General features: G+C 66.0%; 19 protein-coding genes and 1 riboswitch. Of the genes, 5 read left to right on the forward strand and 14 right to left on the reverse strand.

Translation table 11 applies throughout. The features are described 5' to 3' along the window. Positions 1-37: 37 nt before the first annotated feature. Genes GEV02_RS28235 through GEV02_RS33485 form a run of 9 tightly spaced genes read right to left on the reverse strand, consistent with a single transcriptional unit; the run spans position 38 to position 8,439 of the window. Entirely contained in the window at positions 38-1,318 is a 1,281-nt protein-coding gene (locus GEV02_RS28235; RefSeq protein ID WP_152841210.1) for an EAL domain-containing response regulator, read from the reverse strand. 11 nt (positions 1,319-1,329) lie between these two features. Further along, positions 1,330-2,403 carry a protein-glutamate methylesterase/protein-glutamine glutaminase gene (locus GEV02_RS28240; protein ID WP_152841211.1) on the reverse strand — a complete coding sequence of 358 codons (1,074 nt, stop codon included), beginning with the start codon at positions 2,401-2,403 and terminating at the stop codon, positions 1,330-1,332. 2 nt (positions 2,404-2,405) lie between these two features. After that, complete coding sequence (locus GEV02_RS28245; RefSeq protein WP_152841212.1) at positions 2,406-2,936, reverse strand: chemotaxis protein CheD; 531 nt, start codon at positions 2,934-2,936, stop codon at positions 2,406-2,408. After that, entirely contained in the window at positions 2,933-3,739 is an 807-nt protein-coding gene (locus tag GEV02_RS28250; RefSeq protein WP_152841213.1) for a CheR family methyltransferase, read from the reverse strand. Before GEV02_RS28250 ends, GEV02_RS28245 begins: the two co-directional genes overlap by 4 nt. A gap of 13 nt (positions 3,740-3,752) precedes the next feature. Continuing rightward, positions 3,753-4,310 carry a chemotaxis protein CheW gene (locus GEV02_RS28255; RefSeq protein WP_174999388.1) on the reverse strand — a complete coding sequence of 186 codons (558 nt, stop codon included), beginning with the start codon at positions 4,308-4,310 and terminating at the stop codon, positions 3,753-3,755. Between the two features lie 16 nt (positions 4,311-4,326). Next, complete coding sequence (locus GEV02_RS28260) at positions 4,327-6,504, reverse strand: chemotaxis protein CheA (RefSeq protein WP_152841214.1); 2,178 nt, start codon at positions 6,502-6,504, stop codon at positions 4,327-4,329. Positions 6,505-6,557: 53 nt separating this feature from the next. Further along, complete coding sequence (locus GEV02_RS28265; protein ID WP_008444159.1) at positions 6,558-6,866, reverse strand: STAS domain-containing protein; 309 nt, start codon at positions 6,864-6,866, stop codon at positions 6,558-6,560. A gap of 16 nt (positions 6,867-6,882) precedes the next feature. Further along, complete coding sequence (locus GEV02_RS28270) at positions 6,883-7,251, reverse strand: response regulator (RefSeq protein WP_008444158.1); 369 nt, start codon at positions 7,249-7,251, stop codon at positions 6,883-6,885. 21 nt (positions 7,252-7,272) lie between these two features. Then, positions 7,273-8,439, reverse strand: coding sequence for a methyl-accepting chemotaxis protein (locus GEV02_RS33485; protein WP_328595939.1), 1,167 nt, complete (start codon positions 8,437-8,439; stop codon positions 7,273-7,275). A 273-nt stretch (positions 8,440-8,712) separates the two neighbouring features. On the opposite strand from GEV02_RS33485, the gene GEV02_RS28280 reads away from it, so the two are divergent. Continuing rightward, entirely contained in the window at positions 8,713-10,278 is a 1,566-nt protein-coding gene (locus GEV02_RS28280) for a response regulator (RefSeq protein ID WP_152841215.1), read from the forward strand. A 91-nt stretch (positions 10,279-10,369) separates the two neighbouring features. Further along, positions 10,370-11,062 carry an aquaporin Z gene (gene aqpZ / locus GEV02_RS28285; RefSeq protein ID WP_043479666.1) on the forward strand — a complete coding sequence of 231 codons (693 nt, stop codon included), beginning with the start codon at positions 10,370-10,372 and terminating at the stop codon, positions 11,060-11,062. A 15-nt stretch (positions 11,063-11,077) separates the two neighbouring features. Here aqpZ and GEV02_RS28290 read toward each other — a convergent pair whose 3' ends face one another. Further along, a complete protein-coding gene (locus tag GEV02_RS28290; protein ID WP_152841216.1) occupies positions 11,078-12,700 on the reverse strand; it encodes a methyl-accepting chemotaxis protein in 1,623 nt (540 codons plus the stop codon). Positions 12,701-12,971: 271 nt separating this feature from the next. On the opposite strand from GEV02_RS28290, the gene GEV02_RS28295 reads away from it, so the two are divergent. Continuing rightward, entirely contained in the window at positions 12,972-13,517 is a 546-nt protein-coding gene (locus GEV02_RS28295; protein WP_152841217.1) for a Crp/Fnr family transcriptional regulator, read from the forward strand. 48 nt (positions 13,518-13,565) lie between these two features. Here the strand turns inward: GEV02_RS28295 and panD are convergent, their stop codons facing one another. After that, positions 13,566-13,922 (reverse strand): aspartate 1-decarboxylase, encoded by a 357-nt coding sequence (gene panD / locus GEV02_RS28300; protein ID WP_026334859.1) that lies wholly within the window; start codon positions 13,920-13,922, stop codon positions 13,566-13,568. Positions 13,923-14,121: 199 nt separating this feature from the next. Between panD and GEV02_RS28305 the strand changes: the two genes are divergently transcribed. Then, the gene (locus GEV02_RS28305; protein WP_152841218.1) at positions 14,122-15,840 is read left to right on the forward strand and encodes a GGDEF domain-containing protein; all 1,719 of its coding nucleotides are present in this window, start codon (positions 14,122-14,124) and stop codon (positions 15,838-15,840) included. A 7-nt stretch (positions 15,841-15,847) separates the two neighbouring features. On the opposite strand, the gene GEV02_RS28310 is transcribed toward GEV02_RS28305, so the two are convergent. The 3 genes from GEV02_RS28310 to GEV02_RS28320 are packed head-to-tail and all read right to left on the reverse strand — an operon-like array spanning position 15,848 to position 21,282. Further along, positions 15,848-17,815 carry an alpha/beta hydrolase family protein gene (locus GEV02_RS28310; protein ID WP_152841219.1) on the reverse strand — a complete coding sequence of 656 codons (1,968 nt, stop codon included), beginning with the start codon at positions 17,813-17,815 and terminating at the stop codon, positions 15,848-15,850. 33 nt (positions 17,816-17,848) lie between these two features. Next, a complete protein-coding gene (locus GEV02_RS28315; protein ID WP_152841220.1) occupies positions 17,849-19,438 on the reverse strand; it encodes a serine hydrolase in 1,590 nt (529 codons plus the stop codon). Further along, positions 19,438-21,282, reverse strand: a complete 1,845-nt coding sequence (locus tag GEV02_RS28320; protein ID WP_152841221.1) for a M1 family metallopeptidase — start codon at positions 21,280-21,282, stop codon at positions 19,438-19,440. Before GEV02_RS28320 ends, GEV02_RS28315 begins: the two co-directional genes overlap by 1 nt. A 90-nt stretch (positions 21,283-21,372) precedes the next feature. Beyond that, positions 21,373-21,557, forward strand: a riboswitch (yybP-ykoY riboswitch). 11 nt (positions 21,558-21,568) lie between these two features. Here GEV02_RS28320 and GEV02_RS28325 point away from each other — a divergent pair. Continuing rightward, positions 21,569-22,144, forward strand: coding sequence for a TMEM165/GDT1 family protein (locus GEV02_RS28325; protein WP_152841222.1), 576 nt, complete (start codon positions 21,569-21,571; stop codon positions 22,142-22,144). Positions 22,145-22,226: the final 82 nt, after the last annotated feature.

A 22,226-nucleotide genomic window follows, 5' to 3' on the forward strand; every position in this document is an offset into this window, starting at 1 on the left:
TTCCCCCAGAGATGCTACTGATCGGATATTTTTTTAACTACGCTTGTTCCGCCAGCGCGCGCAGCCTGCGCCGGTCCTGCCTGATCCACCCCACCAACTCTTCCGCCGGCATCGGCTTGGCCAGCAGATAGCCCTGCGCCAGGTCGCAGCCCAGCTCGCGCAGCAACTGCCAGTCCTCCAGCGTCTCCACGCCTTCGGCCACGGTCGCCACGCCCAGGCTTTGCCCCAGGTCCAAAGCGCTTTTCAGCACCACATGCCGGTTCGGCCACTGCGACGCGCCGTTGACGAAGGCGCGGTCTATCTTCAACTCGGTGAACGGGCAGCGGGCGAACTGCTGCATCGACGAATAGCCGATGCCGAAATCGTCCATCGCCAGGCCGAAGCCCATCAGCCGCAGCCGCCCCATATTGGTCAGCGCGTGCGACAGCTGGCGCATCACGCTGGTCTCGGTCACTTCCCATACCAGCGACGACGGCGCCACGCCGGAAGCCATCACCAGCGCGGTCAGGCGGTCGATGAAGGCGCGTTCGGCCAGGTTGTCGGCCGACAGGTTGACCGACACCGTCAGCGTCGGCAGGCCGGACTGGCTCCATTCCTGCAAGCGCTCCAGCACCTGGCGCACCATGCTCAGCGTGAACTCCTCCATCAGCGGCGTGCCCTCCATCGCGTCGATGAAGTGCAGCGGCGACAGCAAACCGCGCGTCGGATGGCGCCAGCGCGCCAGCGCTTCCAGGCCTTTCAGCTGGCCGCTGCGGATCGCCACCTTGGGCTGGAAATGGGGAATGAACTCTTGCCGCGCCACCGCCTGCGCCAGTTCGTCCGGGCCCGGCATGTCCGGCGGCGCGCAGCTGTGCCTGACGACCGCCTTGCGGCCTGCGCGCGCCAGCAGCTGCGCCAGCGCATCGAGCTGCACCGGCTTGAGCAAGGTGCCCAGCAGGTCCATGCAGGCATCGTCGAAATCCATGCTCTCGATGATCTCCAGCAGGCGCGGATCGCGCGCGCTGACCACGATCAGGTTCTGCGCCAGCCGCCGTTCGCGCAGCTGGCAGGTCAGCTCGATGCCGTCCATGCCCGGCATCTCCAGGTCGGTCAGCACCAGGAAGATCGCGTCGCCGCCCAGCCGCTCCAGCACCTGCAAGGCTTCGTTGCCGTCAGCCGCCTCCAGCACCTCGCCGAAGGCCAGCTCGCGCAGCAGGCCGGCCAGGTAGCCGCGCTGCACCACGCTGTCCTCCACCACCAGCACGCGCTGACCGGCCCAGCTGCGGGCAGGCGCCGGCGCAGATTCGGTGGCGGCAGCGGTGAGCGTGTCGGTGGCCATGATCGCGGCGGTCAGTAGGACAGCTGCTGCAGGATTTCGCGGTAGATCGCGTTCAGCGGCACCGAGCGCTCCACGCCGCCGCGCTTGACCGCTTCCTTGGGCATGCCGTACACCACGCAGCTGGCCTCGTCCTGCGCCACGGTGCGGGCGCCGGCCTTGTGCATCTCCAGCATGCCGGCGGCGCCGTCGTCGCCCATGCCGGTCATGATGACGCCCAGCGCGTTGGCGCCGGCCGCGCGCGCGGCGGAACGGAACAGCACATCGACCGACGGCCGGTGGCGGTTGACCAGCGGGCCGTCCACCACCTCGACGAAGTACTGCGCGCCGGTGCGGCGCAGCAGCATGTGCTTGCCGCCGGGCGCGATCAGCACCACGCCTTGCAGCACGCGGTCGTTATTGGCCGCCTCCTTGACGCGCACCTCGCACACGCTGTCCAGGCGGGCGGCAAAGGCGGCGGTGAATTTTTCCGGCATGTGCTGCACCACCACGATGCCGGGCGATACCCTCGGCAGCGCCGTCAGCACCTCTTCCAGCGCCTGGGTGCCGCCGGTCGAGGTGCCGATCGCCACCACGCGCTCGGTGGTGGCGGTCATCGGCCGCAGGTCGGTCGGCGGCAGTACCGCGTCCGCATTGAGCTTGGCCGTCACTGGCGGCGGCGGCGGTCGGTTGTTCAGTTTGCCGACGCGGGCGCCGGCCGCAGCCCGCACCGCCGACACCAGCTCGTCGGCGGAATCGTGCAGGAACTGCTTGAGGTCCAGGCGCGGCTTGGTGATGATGGCCACCGCGCCGGCGGCGAGCGCCTCCATCGAGGTCTGCGCGCCCTTCTCGGTCAGCGTCGAGCAGATCACCACCGGCGTCGGATGCTCGCTCATGATCTTGCGCAGGAAGGTGATGCCGTCCATCTTGGGCATCTCGACATCGAGCACGATCACGTCCGGCCACTGCACCTTCATGCGCTCCATCGCCAGCAGCGGGTTGGCCACCGCGTGGCTGACGACGATGCCCGGCGCCGCATTCAGCAAGCTGCTCAGCACCTGGCGCACTACGGCCGAATCATCGACGATCATGACGTTTATTCCACTCATGCCTATTCCTTGTTCTGTGCGGCGAGGCCACCGACCGCCGTATCGGGCGGCACCTGGCGGCTCAGCACTTCGCCGCTGCGGATGGTGAAGATCAGTTGACGGTGGCCTTCGCCGAACAGGCTCTCGGACACCACGTGTATGCCGTGCTGCTGCAGCGTGCTGCGCGCGTAGTCGCCATTCTGCATGCCGATGTCGCGCACCTTGGCGTTACGCGGAAACATGGCGGCGCCGCCGAAGATCTTGCCCTGGCACTGGATCAGCGGCACGCCGTGGTGGGCCAGTCCCTCCAGCAGCAGGTTCATGGCGTCGGCGCCGTAGATGCCGGGCTTGTCGTGGGCCTTGCGGCGGCCCTGCCCCGGCAACAGGAAGTGCGACATGGCGCCGATGCGCATGGCCGGATGCCACAGCGTGACCGACACGCAAGACCCCAGCAGCGTGCGCACGCGATACCGCTCGTCGCCGACGAAGTAATCGCCGGGCATCAGGAAGATATCGATGAGTTTTGCGTCTGGCATGGTCAGGGTGACGATCATGGTTTGCGGTAGATCGAGGGCGCCACCGCGGTCACGGTGTCGTTGATATCGTTCAGCGTTTCCGAATGCCCGATCAGGAAGTAGCCGCCCGGCCGCAGCTGCGCCAGCAGCCGCGCCACCACCTGGCGCTTGGTCTCCAGGTTAAAGTAGATCATCACATTGCGCAGGAAGATCACATCGAAGCTGCCCAGCTTGGGCAAGGGTTCGTTCAGGTTCAGGTGGCGGAACTGCACGCGCTGGCGCAAGGCCCGTTCGATCAGCATGGTGCCGGCCTCGCTGCCCTGGCCCTTGAGGCAGAAGCGCTTCAGGTAAGCCTGCGGCATCTGGTTGGCGCGCTCCATCGGATAGTGGCCGCAGCGGGCGCGCTCCAGCACGCGGGTGCTGATGTCGGTGCCCAGCACTTCCCACGCGGCGTCGCCCAGCACGTCGGCCATCACCATGGCGATGCTGTAGGTTTCCTCGCCGCTGGAGCTGGCCGCGCTCCACACGCGCATGGTCTGGCGGCGCTCGCGCGCTTCGGTGGCCAGGTCGCGCAGCAGCGCGAAGTGCTTGGGCTCGCGGAAGAAATAGGTTTCGTTGGTGGTCAGCAGATCGACCGCCACTTGCAGCTCGGCCGGCTGGGCGCGGCTTTCCAGCAGGCGCAGATAGTCGCCGTAACTCTCCAGCTGGTAGTGCGCCAGCCGCTTGGCCAGCCGCCCGCTGACCAGCGCCTGCTTGCCGTTGGCCATGAAGATCCCCGCCGCCTCGTATATGAAGCGCTGGAATTGCGTGAACTCGCGCTCGGTGATGGTGACTACGGGCATGGCGGCCGCCGTTTCAATTGTGGTGCGTGGCGACGGTGCCGCGCGCCATCTCGACGATCTCCTCGCTCGACAGCACATGCTCGATGTCGAGCAGGATCACGAACTTGCCGCCGACCTTGCCGATGCCGGCGATGAAGTCGGGCCGGATGCGGGTGCCGAACGACGGCGCCGCCTCGATGTCGCCGGCGGCGATCTCCACCACCGCGTTGACCGAATCCACCAGCATGCCCAGCACCTGCTTGCCGTCGCCGTCGCCGGCCTCGACTTCGACGATGACGATGCAGCTGCGCTTGCCGATCACGCTGGGCGCGCGGTCGAAGCGCGCCGACAGGTCCATCACCGGCACCACCGCGCCGCGCAGGTTGATTACGCCGCGCACGCAGGCCGGCATCATCGGCACCGTGGCCAGGCTGCCGTACTCGATGATCTCCTTGATGTGCAGGATGCCGACCGCATACTGGTCCTCGCCCAGCATGAAGGTCAGGAACTGGCTGGGCAGGGCGGCACCGCTCTGCAGCGCGACGATGGCGCTGCTCCCGTACGTCACCACATTGGCTGCGGCTGTATTCATATTGTCCTCTCCGGAGTTAGGCGGCCAGCGCCACGACGCCCTTGCCGCTGACGGCCTGCATCAGCGCGGCCACGTCCAGGATCAGCGCCACCTCGCCGCTGCCCAGGATGGTCGAGCCGCTGATGCATTTGACTTCGCTGAACATCGGGCTGAGCGGCTTGATGACGGTCTGGAATTCGCCCAGCAGGGTATCGACCGCCAGCCCGGCGCGGTGGTTGCCCAGCTTGAGCACGACGATGCTCTCGCGCCGCGTGGCCGCGCCTTCGATGCGGAACAGCTCGCGCAGCCGCACGAAGGGCAGCACCTGGCCGCGCAGATTGCAGTAGTCCTGGCCCGGCTCGGTGGCGTATTCGATGCACTCTTCGATCATGTCGAGCGGGATGACGAACACCGAGCTGCCCACCTGCACCAGGAAGCCGTCGATGATGGCCAGGGTCAGCGGCAGGCGCACGGTGACGGTGGTGCCGGCGCCCTCCTTGCTGGAGACGTCGACGCTGCCGCGCAGCGCCGTGATGTTGCGCTTGACCACGTCCATGCCGACGCCGCGCCCGGACAGGTTGGTGATCTTCTCGGCGGTCGAGAAGCCGGCCTCGAAGATCAGGTTGTAGATTTCGCTGTCGGTCAGCTTGCGGTCGGCGTCCACCAGGCCGCGCTCGACGGCCTTGGCCAGGATTTTTTCCTTGCGCAAGCCGCCGCCGTCGTCGCTGACTTCGATGACGATGCTGCCCGATTCATGGAAGGCGTTGAGCTTTATCATGCCCTTGGCCGGCTTGCCGTTGGCGACGCGCACATCGCCCGGCTCGATGCCGTGGTCCATGGCGTTGCGCACCAGGTGCATCAGCGGATCGCCGATCTTCTCGACCACGGTCTTGTCCAGTTCCGAATCCTCGCCGTCGACGATCAGGCCGATGTCCTTGCCCAGCTCGCGCGCGACATCGTGCACCACGCGCTGGAAGCGGTTGAAGGTGGCGCCTATCTTCACCATGCGCAGTTCCAGCGCGGCGTCGCGCACTTCCTCCACCAGGCCGGACAGCGTCGACGTGCATTCCTGCAGCTCGGTGTTCTGGATGTGCTGGCCTATCATGTTGGCGCGCGCGCCGGCGATGATCAGTTCGCCGACCAGGTCGATCAGGCGGTCGAGCTTGTCGGAATCGACGCGGATCGACCGGCTTTCCTGCGCCTTCTGCTCGCTGACCTGCTTTTGCTTGGCCAGCGCGGCCTCCACCACCACCGGCGGCACATTGCCGGCGCCGACCAGGATGCTGCCCAGCTGCTGCTGCGGCGCGTCGTCCTGCGGGTTGTCGGGATGGGACTGCTGGTGCAGCGCGCCTTCCAGTTCGTGGGCGGTGACGCTGCCGCAGCGCACCAGGATCTCGCCCAGCCGCGCCGCCTGCTCGGGCAGGGCGCGGATCAGGTCGACGTAGTGCGACACCTTGCTGTGCGGCGGGATGATGCGGATCTCGCAATCGTCCTGCACGAACTCGAACACGCCGGCGATGGCTTCGCGGTCGGCCGTGCTGTCGAAGGCGATCTCGAAGCCCAGGTAGCACAGCTCGGCGTCCATTTCCTCGGCCGGCGGCACGGCGTCCGGCACGGTGGCGATGCCGACGATCTTGCCCAGCTTGGCCAGGTAGCGCAGGAAGGCGATCGGGTCCATGCCGTTCTGCAGCACGCCGCGGCCGAAGCGCAGCGAGATGTGCCAGTAGTCGCTGTCGCCCCGCTCCTGGTCGATGCGTTCGACGCCGGGCTCGGCGTGCACCGCCAGCGGCGCGTCGGCGGCCTGGGCTTCCCCGGCGTGGCCGCCCTCCATGTGGCGGCGCAGCTGTTGCAGCAGCATCTCGCCTTCGGGCGCGGTGTCGGGATCGGCGTCGAGGCGGCCGGCGGCCAGCGCGTCGGTCATGCCGGACAGGTAGTCGCAACAGGACAGCAGCAGCACGATCATCTCGTCGTTGAGCACCACGCGGCCGTCGCGCACCTCATCGAGCAGGCTCTCGACCACGTGGGTGAAGGCGACGATGTGGTCCAGGCTGAACAGGCCGGCGGAACCCTTGATGGTGTGGGCCGCCCGGAAGATGGCGTTGATCGCCTCGCTCTGGTCGCCCGCGATGTCGACGTTGAGCAGCGCGTTTTCCATCTCTTCCAGCAGCTCGCGGCTTTCGGTGATAAAGGTCTGTAGTGCTTCGTCCAGGTTCATGGCATGCCCTCGGAACAGAAAGAAACAGATGAGTACGGCAGGTATATGACAGCTCAGGCGTGTATCAGCAGGGCGTCGCCGAAGAAGGCGCCCATGTCCAGCATCTCGAAGATTTCCACCACGGCGGGACTGTGCTGCAGCAGCCGCAGTTCGCGCTGGTCGGCGTTGGCGGTCAGCTTGGCCAGCATCAGCACCTGCAGGCCGGCCGTATCGAGCTCGGTGATGCCGGACAGGTCGATCTCCAGCACCTGGGTCTTGCGCAGCGCTTCCAGCACCGTGGTCTTCAGGTCGGCCGCGCGATAGATGGTCATCTCGCCGTCGAGGGCGATGCGGGCGACCGCTGCTCCAGTCTGATCGGACATGGCGTCCTCCGTGGGGTTATGGCATGACGAGTTTGGCGACGGCGCCCAGCAGCACTTCCGGCTTGAACGGCTTGACCACCCAGGCCTTGGCGCCGGCCGCCTTGCCCTCTTCCTTCTTGCTTTCCTGCGACTCGGTGGTCAGCATGATGACGGGCGTGAACTTGTACAGCGGCAGCTGCTTGAACTGCTTGACGAAGGTGATGCCATCCATATTAGGCATGTTGACGTCGCACACCACCAGATGGATTTTCTGGCCGGTGCATTTGGACAGTGCATCGACGCCGTCGCGGCCTTCGATCACCTCATAGCCCGCGCCCTTGAGCGCGATGCCGACCACTTGACGCAGGGAGGCCGAATCGTCGACCACCATGATGGTTTTTGCCATGTTCTCTACCTCGTTAGCACGTCAGAAAAATGTGATCTCGTCGGCCGCCGCGGCCACCGGCGCCGCGTGGCTGTCGCCGTCGTGCACCGCGTGCTCTTCGGCCATGGCGTAGGTCTTTTGCAGCTCGTGCAGCAGCGGCTGCGGGTCCAGCGCTTCCAGCACCTGGTCGGCGTTGTAGCGGTCGCGGTTGTCGCGCAGCAGCGCCGGCAGCAGCTCCATGTTTTCGCGCACGTGCGCCATCACCTGGCTGACGCGGTCCTGGAATTGCAGCTGCACCAGCGCCTCGCCCACTTCGCCCTGGATGCCGATGCTGTCCTGCTTGAGCTTTTCGGACGATTGCACCAGCGCGTCGGTCATGGTGCGGAAGTCGCCCAGCACCGATTCGATCATGCCCTCGGCCGACTGCATCGACTTGTCTTCCTGCTCGCTCGATTGTTCGGCGGCCTGGCTGGCGGCCAGGATGGCGCTGCTGATCAGGCCGACGCGGTTGGAGATGTTGCGGCCGGTCTCGGCAGAGCGGCTCGACAGGTTGCGCACTTCCTGCGCCACCACGGCGAAGCCGCGTCCGGCGGGACCGGCGCGCGCCGCTTCGATGGCGGCGTTCAGCGCCAGCAGATTGGTTTGCGCGGCGATGCTGGCCACGCCTTCGGCCATGTCGCGCAGCTCGCGGGTGAAGCGTTCCAGGTCCTTGATCTGCGCCAGCATCGCGTGCTTGGACGACATGGCCGACTTCATCGACGTCACCACCGAGCCGAGCTGGGTTTCGCTGCGCGAAAAGATTTCGGTCATCGCATTGCCGCCGCCCTTGCCGCTGTCATGGCTGGACACGTGGACCGCGTCGTCGAGCTTGTCGACGATGCTGGAGAAGCGCCCGGCCAGGTCGGCCACGGCTTCCTCCATCTGGTTGCGGGAATTTTCTATGTGGCGGCACCAGATCGGCAGCACGGCGTCGCCGAAGCGTTCGCGCGCGGCCAGGTAGTCGTCGATCATGGCTTGCTCGCCGCCGCCCAGCGCGGCGGCGCCGGCGCCGCGCGCGCACCACGCGGCGGCCGCCAGCAGCAGGGCCGACCACAAGACTGTGTACCAGCCCCAGGCGCTCCAACCCGCGACCATCGTGCCCAAGGCGCCCCCGCCGGCCAGGCCGAAGGGAACCAGAATTTTGCTGTCGAAGCCGCTAGTGTTCTTCACTGGACGCCACCCCGCTGTAGTCTCCCGGCACTCTCGATAGCGATGCCGTGGAGTCCAACTGTATCTCAGAAACTTGGCCTGCGCCACAATGTAGGTGGCGTATCAATTGTATCTGTGTTTTACGCGACAACAGTTTAAATAGCTTCCGACGGGAAATAATTTACGTTTAAGATGGTGGCTGGTGCGCCCGCTGCTTGCGCACCTGTTGCACCCGCGCAACCGCGCCCCGGGCGCGCCGCCGGCAGCGCCTGACTATCACGCTGGAACCTGCCTATGCCCGCTTTGAATATCGACCTGTCGCTGCCGCTGCTGGTGGTGGACGACAACCAGCAGATGCGCTCCGTGGTCAAGGGCATCCTGGCCGACCTCGGCTTCGTCAACGTGTTCCTGGCCGGCAGCGGCGAGGAAGCGTGCCGCATCCTCAACGAGCGGCCGATCGCCGCCGTCATTTCCGATCTCGACATGCCGGGCATGAACGGCTTGCAGCTGCTGCAATGGGTGCGCGTCAATCTGGCCGACGCCGAGCTGCCCTTCATGCTGCTGCCCAGCGAGGCCAACCGAGAAGGCTTGCGCGCGGCGGCCCAGGCCGGCGTGACCGACTGCCTGATCAAACCGTTCACGCTGGCGACCTTCCACAGCAAGCTGCAGGCGATGTTCCAGTCGCGCGGCGACGCCGCCGTCAAGCGCGCCGCCGTGCGCCGCGCCGCCATGCCTGCCGCGCCCGCCCCGGTGCAAGCCCCCGCGCCGCTGATCGGCCTGGAGCGTCCGCTGGAAGAACGGCTGCGCGAAGCGACGGTGCTGGTGGTGGACGACATCGCCACCAACATCAAGGTGATCGCCGGCATGCTGGCCGAGGATGGCTATGGCGTGAAGGTGGCGATCTCCGGCAAGAAGGCGCTGGAGATCATCCCCGTGCACCGCCCCGACATCATCCTGCTCGACGTGATGATGCCGGAGATGGATGGCTTCGAAGTGTGCCGCCGGCTCAAGGCCGATCCGGCCACCGCCGACATCCCGGTGATCTTCCTGTCCGCCAAGGACCAGGCCGAGGACATCATCGGCGGGCTGGAACTGGGCGCGGTGGATTACGTGACCAAGCCAGTCGATCCGGCCATCCTCAAGGCGCGCCTGCGCACCCATCTGCGGCTGGCCGGCATGATGGCCGAGCTGCGGCGGCAGAACGCGGCCGTGGCCGACAACGCCCATCTGCGCGAGGAAGTCGAACGCCTGAGCCGCTACGACCTGGCGGCGCCGCTGGCCGAGGTGCTGGACGCCAGCGCGCAGCTGCTGGCCGATCCGGCGCTGGCGCTGGCGCCGCCGCAGCGCGAGCGCATGGCCGCGCTGGACGAGGCGGCGCGGCGCGCATTGCGCCTGACCAGCCTGTCGCTGGAACTGTGCCGCATCGAACAGGGCGCCAGCCACCCGCACGCCGGGCAGGTGGCGCTCAACCCGCTGCTGGCGCGCGCCACCGCGGCCGTCGCCGCCAGCCATCCGGTGATGCTGCCGGCGCAGGCGGCCACGTTGCTGGCCAACGGCACGCTATGCCACATGCTGTTCGAACATCTGGCGCTGAACGCGGCGGCCCACACGCCGGCCGGCACCTCCATCGTGCTGGGCGCGACGCTGGACGGCGGCCACTGGGCATTGACGGTGGAATACGCCGGCGTGCTGCCGGCCGCGCAGCGCGCCTGCCTGCAAGGCCAGGCCGGACGGCCGGACGACGAGCAGACGCTGCCCATGTACGCGGCCCGCCTGCTGGCGCAGGTCCAGGGCGGCACATTGAGCGCGCTGGACGACAGCGCGCGCAGCCGGTTGCTGCTGCGTCTGCCGGCGGCTTGAAAAAACAGCACTCGACATTTGCGCCCGCCCCGGTTAGATTGCCAACGTTGCATAGAATGTATGTAAAATTGACTATCTAGGGGAATCAAATATGAAACAATACGGCGCAGAATTTTTTGGTACGTTTTGGCTGGTACTGGGCGGCTGCGGCAGCGCGGTACTGGCGGCGGCCTTTCCCGGCGTCGGCATCGGCCTGCTGGGCGTGTCGCTGGCCTTCGGCCTGACGGTGCTGACGATGGCCTACGCCATCGGCCACATCTCGGGCTGCCACCTGAACCCGGCGGTATCGATCGGCCTGTGGGCCGGCGGCCGCTTCCCGGCCAATAAGCTGCTGCCTTACATCGTCGCCCAGGTGCTGGGCGCCATCGTCGCCGGCGGCGTGCTGTACACCATCGCCAGCGGCAAGGCCGGCTTCGACGTCATGGGCGGCTTCGCCTCCAACGGCTACGGCGCCCATTCGCCAGGCGGCTACTCGCTGCTGGCCGCGCTGGTGACGGAAGTGGTCATGACCATGATGTTCCTGCTGATTATCCTGGGCGCCACCGACGAGCGCGCACCGAAAGGCTTCGCACCGCTGCCGATCGGCCTGGGCCTGACGCTGATCCACCTGATCAGCATCCCGGTCACCAACACCTCGGTCAACCCTGCGCGCAGCACCGGCGTGGCGCTGTACGTGGGCGACTGGGCCACCAGCCAGCTGTGGCTGTTCTGGGTTGCGCCTATCGTCGGCGCACTGCTGGGCGCGGCGATCTACCGCTTCATCGGCTCGCCGGAAAAAGCGTAAACCGTTTAGCTGGTTTCAGCCACCTCGAGCCAGCATGGGGCGCGCGCCGCCGCGCCCCTGCACGGCCGGCCGCCTTGGCGCGGCGTCGCCCAGCTTGAAGATGCTGACGGCGTCGGCCAGCTTGGCGGCTTGTTCCTGCATCGCATCGGCCGCCGCGGCGGCCTGCTCCACCAGCGCAGCGTTCTGCTGCGTCACATGATCCATCTGCGTGATTGAATTGTTGATCTGCTCGATGCCGTTGGTCTGCTCGCTGCTGGCGTTGCTGATCTCGGCCATGATGTCGGTCACGCGGCGGATGCTCGACACCACCTCCTCCATCGTGCTGCCGGCCTGACCCACCAGGCGCGTGCCCGCCGCCACCTTGCCCACCGAATCGTCGATCAGCGCCTTGATTTCCTTGGCGGCGCTGGCCGAGCGCTGCGCCAGGTTGCGCACCTCGGACGCCACCACCGCGAAACCGCGGCCCTGCTCGCCCGCGCGCGCCGCTTCCACGGCGGCGTTGAGCGCCAGGATATTGGTCTGGAAGGCGATGCCGTCGATGACGCCGATGATGTCGACGATCTTTTTCGACGACTCGTCAATCGACGCCATGGTCTGCACCACGTCCGACACCACGGCGCCGCCGCGCTGCGCCACGTCCGAGGCCGACGCCGCCAGCTGGTTGGCCTGGCGCGCGTTCTCGGCGTTCTGCTTGACGGTGCTGGTCAGCTCTTCCATCGACGACGCGGTTTCCTCCAGCGAGCTGGCCTGTTCTTCGGTGCGCGACGACAGGTCGAGGTTGCCGGCGGCGATCTGCGAGGACGCGGTGGCGATGGCGTCCGTACCGTTGCGCACGTCGCTGACGATGCGCACCAGGCCGCCCGACATGCGGTGCAGCGCCTGCAGCAGCTTGCCCGGCTCGTCCTGGCTGTAGCCGGCGGCGGCATGGTCGCTGTGGTCGACCAGGTCGCCGCCGGCCACGCATTCGGCCAGCGCCACCGCCTCGTTGATCGGACGGGTGATGCCGGCCGTCAGCCACCACGCGAACGCCACGCTGAAGGCCACCACCAGTGCCGCCATCACCACCAGCAGGTTGCGGCTGTCCTTGGCCACCTGGTCGATGCGGGCGGCGGCGGCGTCGATTTCCTTGCGCTGGTGGTCCAGCATTTTCTGCAGCATCGCCTCGTAGGTCTTGGCGGCCGGGATGTAGGCGTCGTCGAGCAGCTTGGTGGCGCCGTCGGCGTCGCCTGCGGCCTTGGCCTTCATGACGCCGTCGCGCGAAGCCACGTAAGCCTTGCGGGTGTTGACCAGGTCGGCCATCAGGGCCTTGTCGTCGTCGGTGGCCAGTTCCTCGATCTTCTTGATCAGGCCCTGGGCGTAGGCGGTGGAATTCCTGGCTTCCTCGGCAAAGAAGGTGGCCAGCACCGGATCGGCGCTCTTGGCCACGGCGGTGGTGCGGCGGATGCCGGCGAACACCACGCGGTACCAGTCGGCGATCAGGCGCTCCTTGGCCAGCGGCAGCTCCATCATGGCGCGGGTGGATTCGGCCACGCCCTGCAGACGGTAAATGCCCAGCCCGGTGTTGAGTATCAGGATCGCCAGGATGACGGCAAAGCCCAGCGACAGGCGGCGTCCTATGCTGAGGTCGGTGATTTTCATGGCTGTCTCCCGTGGCTGGTTAGTTGCCTATGGTAACGCCAATTTCAAGCGCCATTCAACTGGTTTAAGTTTGAAATATATTTTCGATTTACATTCCAAATCACAACAAAAATTGCGTTAAAGACTGAGAAAACGTTTACACTTCCGGGACTTATGTACGGCCATTTACATGCCGGAATGAAAAACACCACGAAAAATGAACCAGGCATTCTTAGACCACAGAGCAAAGTACCGGGATATTGTTGCCCGGAAATACAAAGTCACGGCTGACATGTATGACGAGGTGACGCGCATGCTGGCGCCGCTGGCGGTGCCGGTGAGCATGCGCAAGGGCGAGTACCTGCAGCGCATCGGCGTCGTCGCCAACAGCGTGGTCTGGTTGCACAGCGGCGTGGCGCGCACCGGTTTCATCACCGAAACCGGCAACGAGGTGACGCTGCATTTCCTGACCGACGGCGAGCCGGCGGCGGCGCACGACGACCTGCTGCGCGCGCGCGAGGACGAGCCGGCGCTCAATTTCGTGGTGGCGGAGACGGCCGTGCATGGCTACCGGATGGACTGGCTGGAGATCAGCAAGCTGACGATGAGCAACAGCCTGTTGCGGGATTACTATCTGCGGGTGTCGGAGCGCGGCATCATCGACCAGAGCCGCAGGCTGTACCTGAGCGCCTCGCCGGCGCAGGGGCGGCTGAGCGCCTTCCGGCGCGAGTATCCGGGGCTGGAGCAGCGCATCTCGCAGAAGGTGGTGGCATCCTTCCTGGGCATCACGCCGCAGTACATGTCGCAGCTGCTGCGCAACGACGGCATGTCCAAGTAAAAAAAAAGCCGCCTGCCCTTGGGGCGGCGGCTCTCTTCGTTCAACGGCTTACTTCATGCCTTTGATCTTGTTCTTGTCATCGACAAAAACGACTTTCGGCTTGTAGTCGCGGGCCTGCTCTTCGGTCATCGGCGCATAGGTGCAGATGATCAGCAGGTCGCCCAGCTGGGCGCGGCGCGCGGCGGCGCCGTTCAGCGAGATCTCGCCCGTGCCGCGCAGGCCGGGAATGGCGTAGGTGGCAAAACGTTCGCCATTGTTCACGTTGTACAACTCGATCTTCTCGTTGACCCAGATATCGGCCGCATCCAGCAGATCCTGGTCGATACCGCAGGAACCTTCGTAATTCAGGTCAGCCTGCGTGACCGTCACACGGTGCAGCTTGGAGCGCAGCATAACTCGTTGCATAGACATCTTCTTCATCCCTCAATTATTAATCATTCAAGCTTTGCATCAAAACAAACAGCCCTGCCGTGACGCGCGGGCGCCATCGTACCATTAGCCGCCTGCCGGCGTCTCATTTCCCCCCGCCGCCGTCCCAACAACCACAGTCGCCGTGCTTTGTGGCATATTGCTAACTAGCAAATTGGAATGCAGACTGGCAGCAATGAGACTAACCCGACTATTCACCATCGCCAGCGCCGTGCTGGCATTGCTGGTGTGCGGCATGCTGGGCCGTCTACTGTGGGGCGAATGGGAACACTACCGCGCCGCCGGCACCGGCCACCACACGCTGCAACTGATGCAGCGCGCCATGGTCGCCGCTGAAAAACTCTCCTACGAACGAGGCCCGGTCAACGCCGTGCTGGGCGACCGCATGCCGGCCGATCCGGCGCGCCGCGCCCGGCTGCTGCGCGCCCGCGCCGACACCGACCTGGCGCTGGACCAGCTGCGCCAGGACCTGTCCCAAGCATCCGGCCAGCCCTCTACCGCGCTGGCGCCGCTGTACGACGCGCTGGGCGCGGCCCGCCTGACGGTCGACCAGCTGGCCGCGCTGCCGCCGGCAGAACGCACGCCGGAACGATTGGACGCCGCCATCGAACGCATGTTCCAGCTGGTGCCGCTGGCGCTGAACACCGTGACCAGCTACACCCGCGCCTCGGAACAGGTGTATCCGCGCATCGCCCGCATCCTGATGAAGGCCCGCCTGACCGTCGAGCTGCGCGAGTTCGCCGGCCGTCTCGGCTCGGCGCTGACGGTGCCGCTGGCCGCTCCCCGGCCGCTGACCGAGGCCGACCACCAGCGCCTGCAATTCCTGCGCGGCCGCATCGAGCAGCTGCGCCAGCTGATCAAGATCCCCAGCAGCGACATCGACAGCGAGCCGCGCGTGCTGGCGGCGGTGGCGCGCATGGACGAGGTGTATTTCGCCGCCGGCCAGCGACTGGTGGCCGAAGTCGAGCAGGCCAGCCGCGCCGGCCGCGCCTACGGCATGGACACCGGCCAGTTCGCGCAGCGCTACGTGCCCTGCATGGCGCCCATCCTGGCGCTGCGCGACGTGCTGCTGCAGGAGGCGCAGACGCAGGCCCTGCAAGACTACGAGGCCGCGCGGCGCGAGCTGGTGCTGGCCCTGCTGGTGGGCGCCGCCATCCTGCTGGCGCTGACGCTGCTGCTGGCGATCGTGCGGCGGCGCGTGGTGGTGCCGCTGCTGCGCGCCACGCGCGCCGTGGTCCGGCTGGGCAACGGCGACTTTTCGATGCCGCCCAGCGGCGCCAGGCGCGACGACGAAATCGGCGACATGCTGCGCGCGCTGGCGACGCTGCGCGCCAACAGCATGGATCGTCAACGGCTGGAGCAGGAACGCGTGCGCCTGATCGAGGAACTGAAGCTGCGCGCCGATACCGACTACCTGACCGGCATCCTGAACCGGCGCGCCTTCACGGCGGCCGGCAACCTGCGCCTGCGCGGCGCGCGCGAGCAGGACGAATCGCTGGCGGTGATCCTGTTCGATGTCGACCACTTCAAATCGGTCAACGACTCCTACGGCCACGACGCCGGCGACCAGGTCTTGATACGCATCGCCGAGGTGGTGCGCGACAGCCTGCGCGACGGCGAGATCGTGGCGCGCTACGGCGGCGAGGAATTCGTGGTGATGCCCACCTACTGCGGGCTGGAGGCGGCGCGCGCGCTGGCCGAGCGGCTGCGCGCGGCGATCTCGCATGAGCCGCTGACGCTGGCCGACGGCCACATCCTGCGGGTCACGGCCAGCTTCGGCGTGGCGGTGGCGCACGGCCCGCACGCGGCGCTGGACGATCTGTTCCACGCCGCCGACCTGGCGCTGTACCGCGCCAAGCGCAACGGCCGCAACCGGGTCGAGAGTCAGGTTTAAACCCGCGCTATCTGGCGGAGGCGTCGCCTGTCTGGGGCGCGCCGATCTGGCGCGTCAGGAACGCGGCGGCGCGGTTCCAGAAACCGATACGGTTGGCTTCCATCGGCGTCTGCCTGTGCGGCTGGCCATAGCTGATGACCTCCGACGCCGCATTGCCTTCCTTGAGCATGCCGGACAGCTGTTTTAAAAACCCGTCCGGTGCAAGCTCGTCGTCATCACCATACGCCAGCAAGGCTGCGCGGGTGAAGCGGGTGTCCGCGGACAGCAGCGGGGCCATCTCCACGTCCACCAGGCGATCCATCACCACGGCCGTCGGCGTCGCCGGCATGCCTTTCCAGTTTCGCGCCGCCATCAGCTTCGGATCGGCGATCGGCGACCAGCTGACGGCACATTTAAACAGGTCAGGCTTGCGCGCCAGCGCGGTCAAGGCCGCGTAGCCGCCATACTTCGAGCCGGCCACGCAGATGCGCTTCGGATCGGCATAACCCTGGGCTGCGGCCCAGCGCGCACCGGCGGCGATATCGTCCTGCACGCCGCTGGCCCATTGCTTCCAGCCGGCCTTGAAATAGCGGTCGCCATAGCCGTAGGTGCCACGCGGCTCGGGCTGCAGCACCGCGAAGCCCTGCGCGGCGAGGAACTGGACTTGCGGATTCCAGGCATCGACCGTCACCCGCCACCACGGCGAACTCGCCAGCAGCACCACCATCGGCAACGGCTTTTTCTCCGCGTGCGCCGGCAGCGTCAGGTACGCGGACACGACGAAGCCGTCGGGCGCCGTGTATTGGATCCAGCTGCGCTGCCCCATGTCCCTGGCCTCGATCGCGGCGGCGGTTTGGCCTATGCGTGTGAGCTTGCCGCTGTCGGTATTGAGCAGGTAGTAAGCGCGCGGCACGCGGTTCGATTCCGCCTCGATCAGCACATAGGGCGTTTCGCTGGCCGCGCCACGCGACACGCGATTGGCGGTGTTGGGCAACAGGCGGTCCACCTGCTGCTGGATCGCCTTCATCCTGGCGTCGAACCAGATGGTGCTGGTGTTTTCCGATTGCAGGCGGTAGCCGGCGATACGGTTCTGGCACACGACAAAATGGCCGGTGATGTCGTAGCCCGGCGTGCTGATTAAAGGCTCCGGGCTGAGCGCCTTGGCGGCGAAGTCGTACTTGTAGATGCTGGTCTCGTCCTTGCCATTGCGCGCCGTGACGTACAGTTTATCGTTCAGATACAGCACGGGCAGCAAGGTGTCGTCCGCGCCGAGGGCGGGCGATGTCAGCTCATTCCACCGGCCTGCGTCATCCAGATGATAGGTGTGGTGGCGGCCGCCACGTATCGCGTACACCACGCGCAGTTTTCCGGCCTGGTCCACCAGCCAGGAAACCGTGCGGTCTCTTTGCAGCAGCGGCTCGGTCTTGTCGAAGGGGCCGAACAATTCCACCTTCTGGGAGCTGCGGGTGTTGAGGCGGCCCAGGATGTCCTGCTTCTCGAACTGGAGATTGATCAGCATCTCGTCCGGCCCCAGCGCGGCCGTCAACCGGCCGTCGTTGTTGCAGCTGTCGCTGGTATAAAACTCGGAAGTATCCGCGAACGGCATGGTCGATGGCACGGTTTCCGTGACCGCCTTCAGCGCGCCGCCATCCCGGTCGACGGCATACACGCCCGGGCCGCCGACCGCGCCGTTTTGACCGACATTGTTCAAGATGATCGCCAGCCGCTGGTCGCTCAGCCAACGCGCGTAGGTGACGTCGGCATTGGAGAAGGCGGCCACCGGCGTGGTCTTCATGGTTTCGACGCTGATGGTGGCCAGCACGGCGCGGCCGCTGTCGGACTTCAGCAGCACCGCCACATAGCGCCCGCTGGGCGATACCGCCGCATCGAACATGGCGGGGTCGCCGAAGTAAGGCGCGGCATCCAGCGGCGCCCCGATTGCATGGGCGGTACAACTTAACAACAGAGCTTGCAGCAAAAGTCTGATTTTCAGCATGTACGGCTTTCCAAAGAATTGAGCAAGCAGCGCTTACTTGGACGTCTTGTCGGACTTGGGCGGCTTGGCCGGCGTGAAGTTCAGGTCGCGGAAGTCGTAGCTGAAGTCCGTCTCCATCGACACCGGCGCCATCTTCATGCGCTCGATGCTGGCGTCCGGGTTCAGCGCGAAGGTCACGTAGGCGTCGGCGTTGAAGTTGCGCTCCTTCCAGCGGACGATGAAGGTGTCGTGCTGGAAGTGTTCCAGCTCGCCCGTCAGGTCCGGCGTGCGGGTGAAGCTCATGATGTGCTTCTTGCCCTCGGCGCGTATCGTCACCTTGCCGTACCACGGGTCTTCGTACTCGCCGTCGTAGGCCGTCAGCGGCAGCGATGGCGTCGACTTGGCGGTGCGCGCGCCGGACTCCTTGCCCTGGCGCTCCTGCTCCTCCCTGTGCGACGCCGCTTCCTGGTCGGCGTACAGCTGTATCCAGTCGCTGGCCGGCACGTTCAGGTACTGGTCGAGGATGCGCCAGTACAGCGACGCCATCGCCGGGCTGTTCTCGGCATTGGTCAGGATGGCGATGCCCAGCTTCTCTTCCGGCACCATCAGCACGGTCGAATAGAAGCCCTGCAACGCGCCGCCGTGCATGGCGATCTTGCGGCCCTTGTAGTCGCGCAGGCTGAAGCCCAGGCCATAGGCCGAGAAGTTCGGCTTGGTCGCGGCCAGCGCCGGCTTGGGTTCGCGAATGCGCATCGGCGTCTGCTCGGACCACATCTCGGCCAGCTGCTTGGCGCTGATCAGTTGCGTGCCGTTTTCCAGCTTGCCGCCGTTAAGCAGCATGTTCATCCAGCGCGCGATGTCCTCGGCGCTGGTGTTGATGCCGACCGCGCCCACCGCGTTCTCCACCGGCATGGGCTTGACCACCGCCGCCTTGTCGTTGATCTTGCTGTGCGGCGCGGAGTAGTCGCCGCTGGCGAGCATCGCGGCCACGCTGGTGGTGGTGCCGTTCATGCCCAGCGGCGCCAGGATGCGCTCTTGTACGGCCGCGCCCCACGGCTTGCCGGCCTTGGCGGCGATGATCTTGCCGGCCACGATGTAGAGCAGGTTGTCGTAGGCGTAGCTGTTGCGGAAGCTGGTGGCCGGCTTCACGTAGCGCAGCCGCGCGATGATTTCATCGGTGCTGAAACTGGTGGTCGGCCACCACAGCAGATCGCCCGCGCCCAGACCCAGGCCGCTGCGGTGCGTCAGCAGATCGCGCACCGTCATCGCGCCGGTGACGTAGGAGTCGAACATCTGGAAGTCCGGCAGGTGCTTGGTGACGGGATCGTCCCAGGCGATCTTGCCTTCGTCGACCAGCATCGCCAGCGCGGCGGCGGTGAAGGCCTTGGAGTTGGAGGCCACTTCGAACAGCGTCTTGCCATCCACCGGCGCCGGGTCGCCCAGCTTGCGCACGCCGTAGCCGTTGGCGGCGATGACCTTGCCATCCTTGACGATGGCGATCGCCATGCCGGGCACGTCGAAGGTCTTCAAGGCCAGCTTGACGTCGGCGTCGAGGTTGTAGGCCGGCGCGGCGGCCAGCGCCGGCATGGATACCGCCAGCACCAGCAGCGCCGCAGCAAAATTACGGGAGAATTTCATCATCATTATTTTTTAAATTGTTTATCGACCGAGCCTTGCGTGACCGGATGATAGTGTTCGCGCGCCTTGGCGTAAACCGATTTGGCCCATTCCTTTTCGGCCGGGTTTTTCAGCAGCGCGGTGTACAGCGGCACCACGAACTTCTGGCGGCCGACGCTCATCAGGAAGGCGTTGAGCGGCTCGCGCACGCTGTAGCCGGCTTTGATGGAAGCCAGGTAGAAGCGGTAGGCGATTTCGTTGTTGCCGCTTTTGCCCAGCGCGAAAGCCTGGTCCAGCTCCTGCATCTGCGCGGCGCCGGCCTTGCCGTCGATATCGTTCAGGAAGTGCATCCACTCCAGCGCGATCCAGTTCTTGCCGTTCAAGTCCTTGGTCGGCAGCTCGCCCTTCAGCCATGCGGTGCGCTGCGCGTCCAGCGCCGCCAGGCGCGGCGAGGCCGCGTGCTTGGCGCTGGCCGGAATGCCGGCGCCGTACAGCCACTCGTCCAGCTCCGCCTGCGACATCACTTCCGGCCGCGCATCCAGCAGGTTCTTCTTCAGGTAGGCCACGAATTCGTCGGTGGTGGCCGACTTGAACGCGTGCTGGTCGAACCAGCCGCGCAGGAAGGGATCGAAGGTCTCGCGGCCGGCGCGCTGCTCCAATGTGCGCAGCAGCCACGCGCCTTTCGGATAGACCAGGCCACTGTCGGTGTAGCCGGCGGCGCTGGTGTCGGCGTCGCGCGTGACGAGGGCCTGCTTGGCCGCGGGGATGGACGGCAGCGACGCCAGCGCCTCTTCCTGCTCGACCTGCAGGTTCATCTCCGCCACTTCCTCGCCGTACAGCTTCTCGACGATGCGGGTGGTGACGTAGGTGGTGAAGCCTTCGTTGAGCCAGAAGTGCTTCCACGAGGCGTTGGTCACCAGATTGCCGGACCACGAGTGCGCCAGTTCATGCGCGATCAGGTCGACCAGGCTGCGGTCGCCCGCGATCATGGTCGGCGTGAGGAAGGTCAGGCGCGGGTTCTCCATGCCGCCGATAGGGAACGACGGCGGCAGCACGATCATGTCGTAGCGCTCCCACCGGTATGGACCATACAGGCCTTCGGCGGCGCTGATCATTTTCTCGGTGTCGGCCAGCTCGTAGGCGGCGGCCTCGATGCGCGCCGGTTCGGCGTAGACGGCGGAGCGCGGGCCGAGGTTGCGCACGTCGATCTCGCCGATGGCGATCGCCAGCAGGTAGGATGGAATCGGCTGCGCCATCTTGAATTTCCAGCCGCCGGCGCCGGTCGATTGCTGGTCGTTCTCGGCGCTCATCACCACGCGCATGCCGGTCGGCGCTTCGATGCGGGCGCTGTAGGTGAAGCGCACGGCAGGCGTGTCCTGCACCGGCGCCCACGAGCGGGCGTTGATTTCCTCGGACTGGCTGAACATGAACGGACGCTTGCCGGACATGGTCTGCTGCGGCGACATCCATTGCAGCGCGGCGGCCGACGGCGCGGTGCGGTAGTACACGCGCACCTTCTGCGGCTGGAACGGCAGCGCGATGCGCAGCGCCCGGCCCTTCTCGGCATCGAGCTTGTCGAGCATGAAGGAGGCGGCGCTCCAGCGGCCGTTCGGGTTCAGCACCTGCACCTTGGCGATATTGAGTTCGTTCGTATCCAGCACCAGCGTGCGGGCCGACTTGTCGATCCAGTTCAACGTCAGCTCGGCGTAGCCGGCCAGGGTCTTGTGGCCGAAATCGGCCTTCAGGTCCAGATACAGGTCGCTGGTGCGCACCTGGTCGTAGCGGGCGTAGCTCAAGGGGTCGGCATGGGCGACGCCCAGCGCAGCGAGGGCGGACAGGACGAAGGCGGACAGTGTTTTCTTGATAGGCATGGTGATCTTTTCAATAAGGTCTGGAGCGCGAAGCAGAATAGCATAGCCATGTATCGAAGATGTGTACATGCGCGTGGCTATGCTATCATTCGGGCCGTAAGTGGGGAGTAGTCGGCTTGCGCCACCCCGGCGCAAGAACCTGTGTCAACATAATCGGTCCGCAGACCGTGGTGCAGGTGGTTGAAAAACTTGACGAGACCATGATCGAGGTGCGGCCATGATGGGCCGGAGTCGCGCCTGGATCATTGGTTAATCGTTTCCGGCCCGCGTACTACATACAAAACCCATGGAAGCCTTCTTCGTCTCTACCGGCATCGTCGCCCTCGCTGAAATCGGCGACAAAACCCAGCTGCTCGCCTTCTGCCTGGCCGCCAAGTTCCGCCGCCCGCTGCCCATCGTCGCCGCGATTTTCGTCGCCACCATCGCCAACCACGCGTTTGCCGCCGCCGTCGGCACCTGGATCACCAGCCTGCTCGGGCCGGACATCCTGCGCTGGGTATTGGGCGTGTCCTTCCTGGCGATGGCCGCCTGGACGCTGGTGCCGGACAAGATCGATGAAGGCGACATGCCGCTGGCGAAATACGGCGTGTTCCTGACCACGCTGATCGCCTTCTTCGCCGCCGAGATGGGCGACAAGACGCAGGTGGCCACGGTGGCGCTGGCGGCCCGCTACGACAGCCTGGTGGCCGTGGTCTGCGGCACCACCTTCGGCATGATGCTGGCCAACGTGCCGGCGGTCTACCTGGGCGACAAGATCGCCAACCGCGTCTCGCTCAAGCTGGTGCACGGCATCGCCGCGCTGGTGTTCGCGGTGCTGGGCGTGGCCACGCTGCTGGGCGCGGGCGCCAGCCTCGGCGTGTAAGGTCAACCACTTTATGTTCCGCTCCGTGTGTTACCGCACGGATGCGGAGAAATTAACAATCTATTATACTTGCCACTTGAGT

It is taken from the genome of Rugamonas aquatica (genome assembly GCF_009380215.1).
Lineage (GTDB): Bacteria > Pseudomonadota > Gammaproteobacteria > Burkholderiales > Burkholderiaceae_D > Rugamonas > Rugamonas aquatica_B.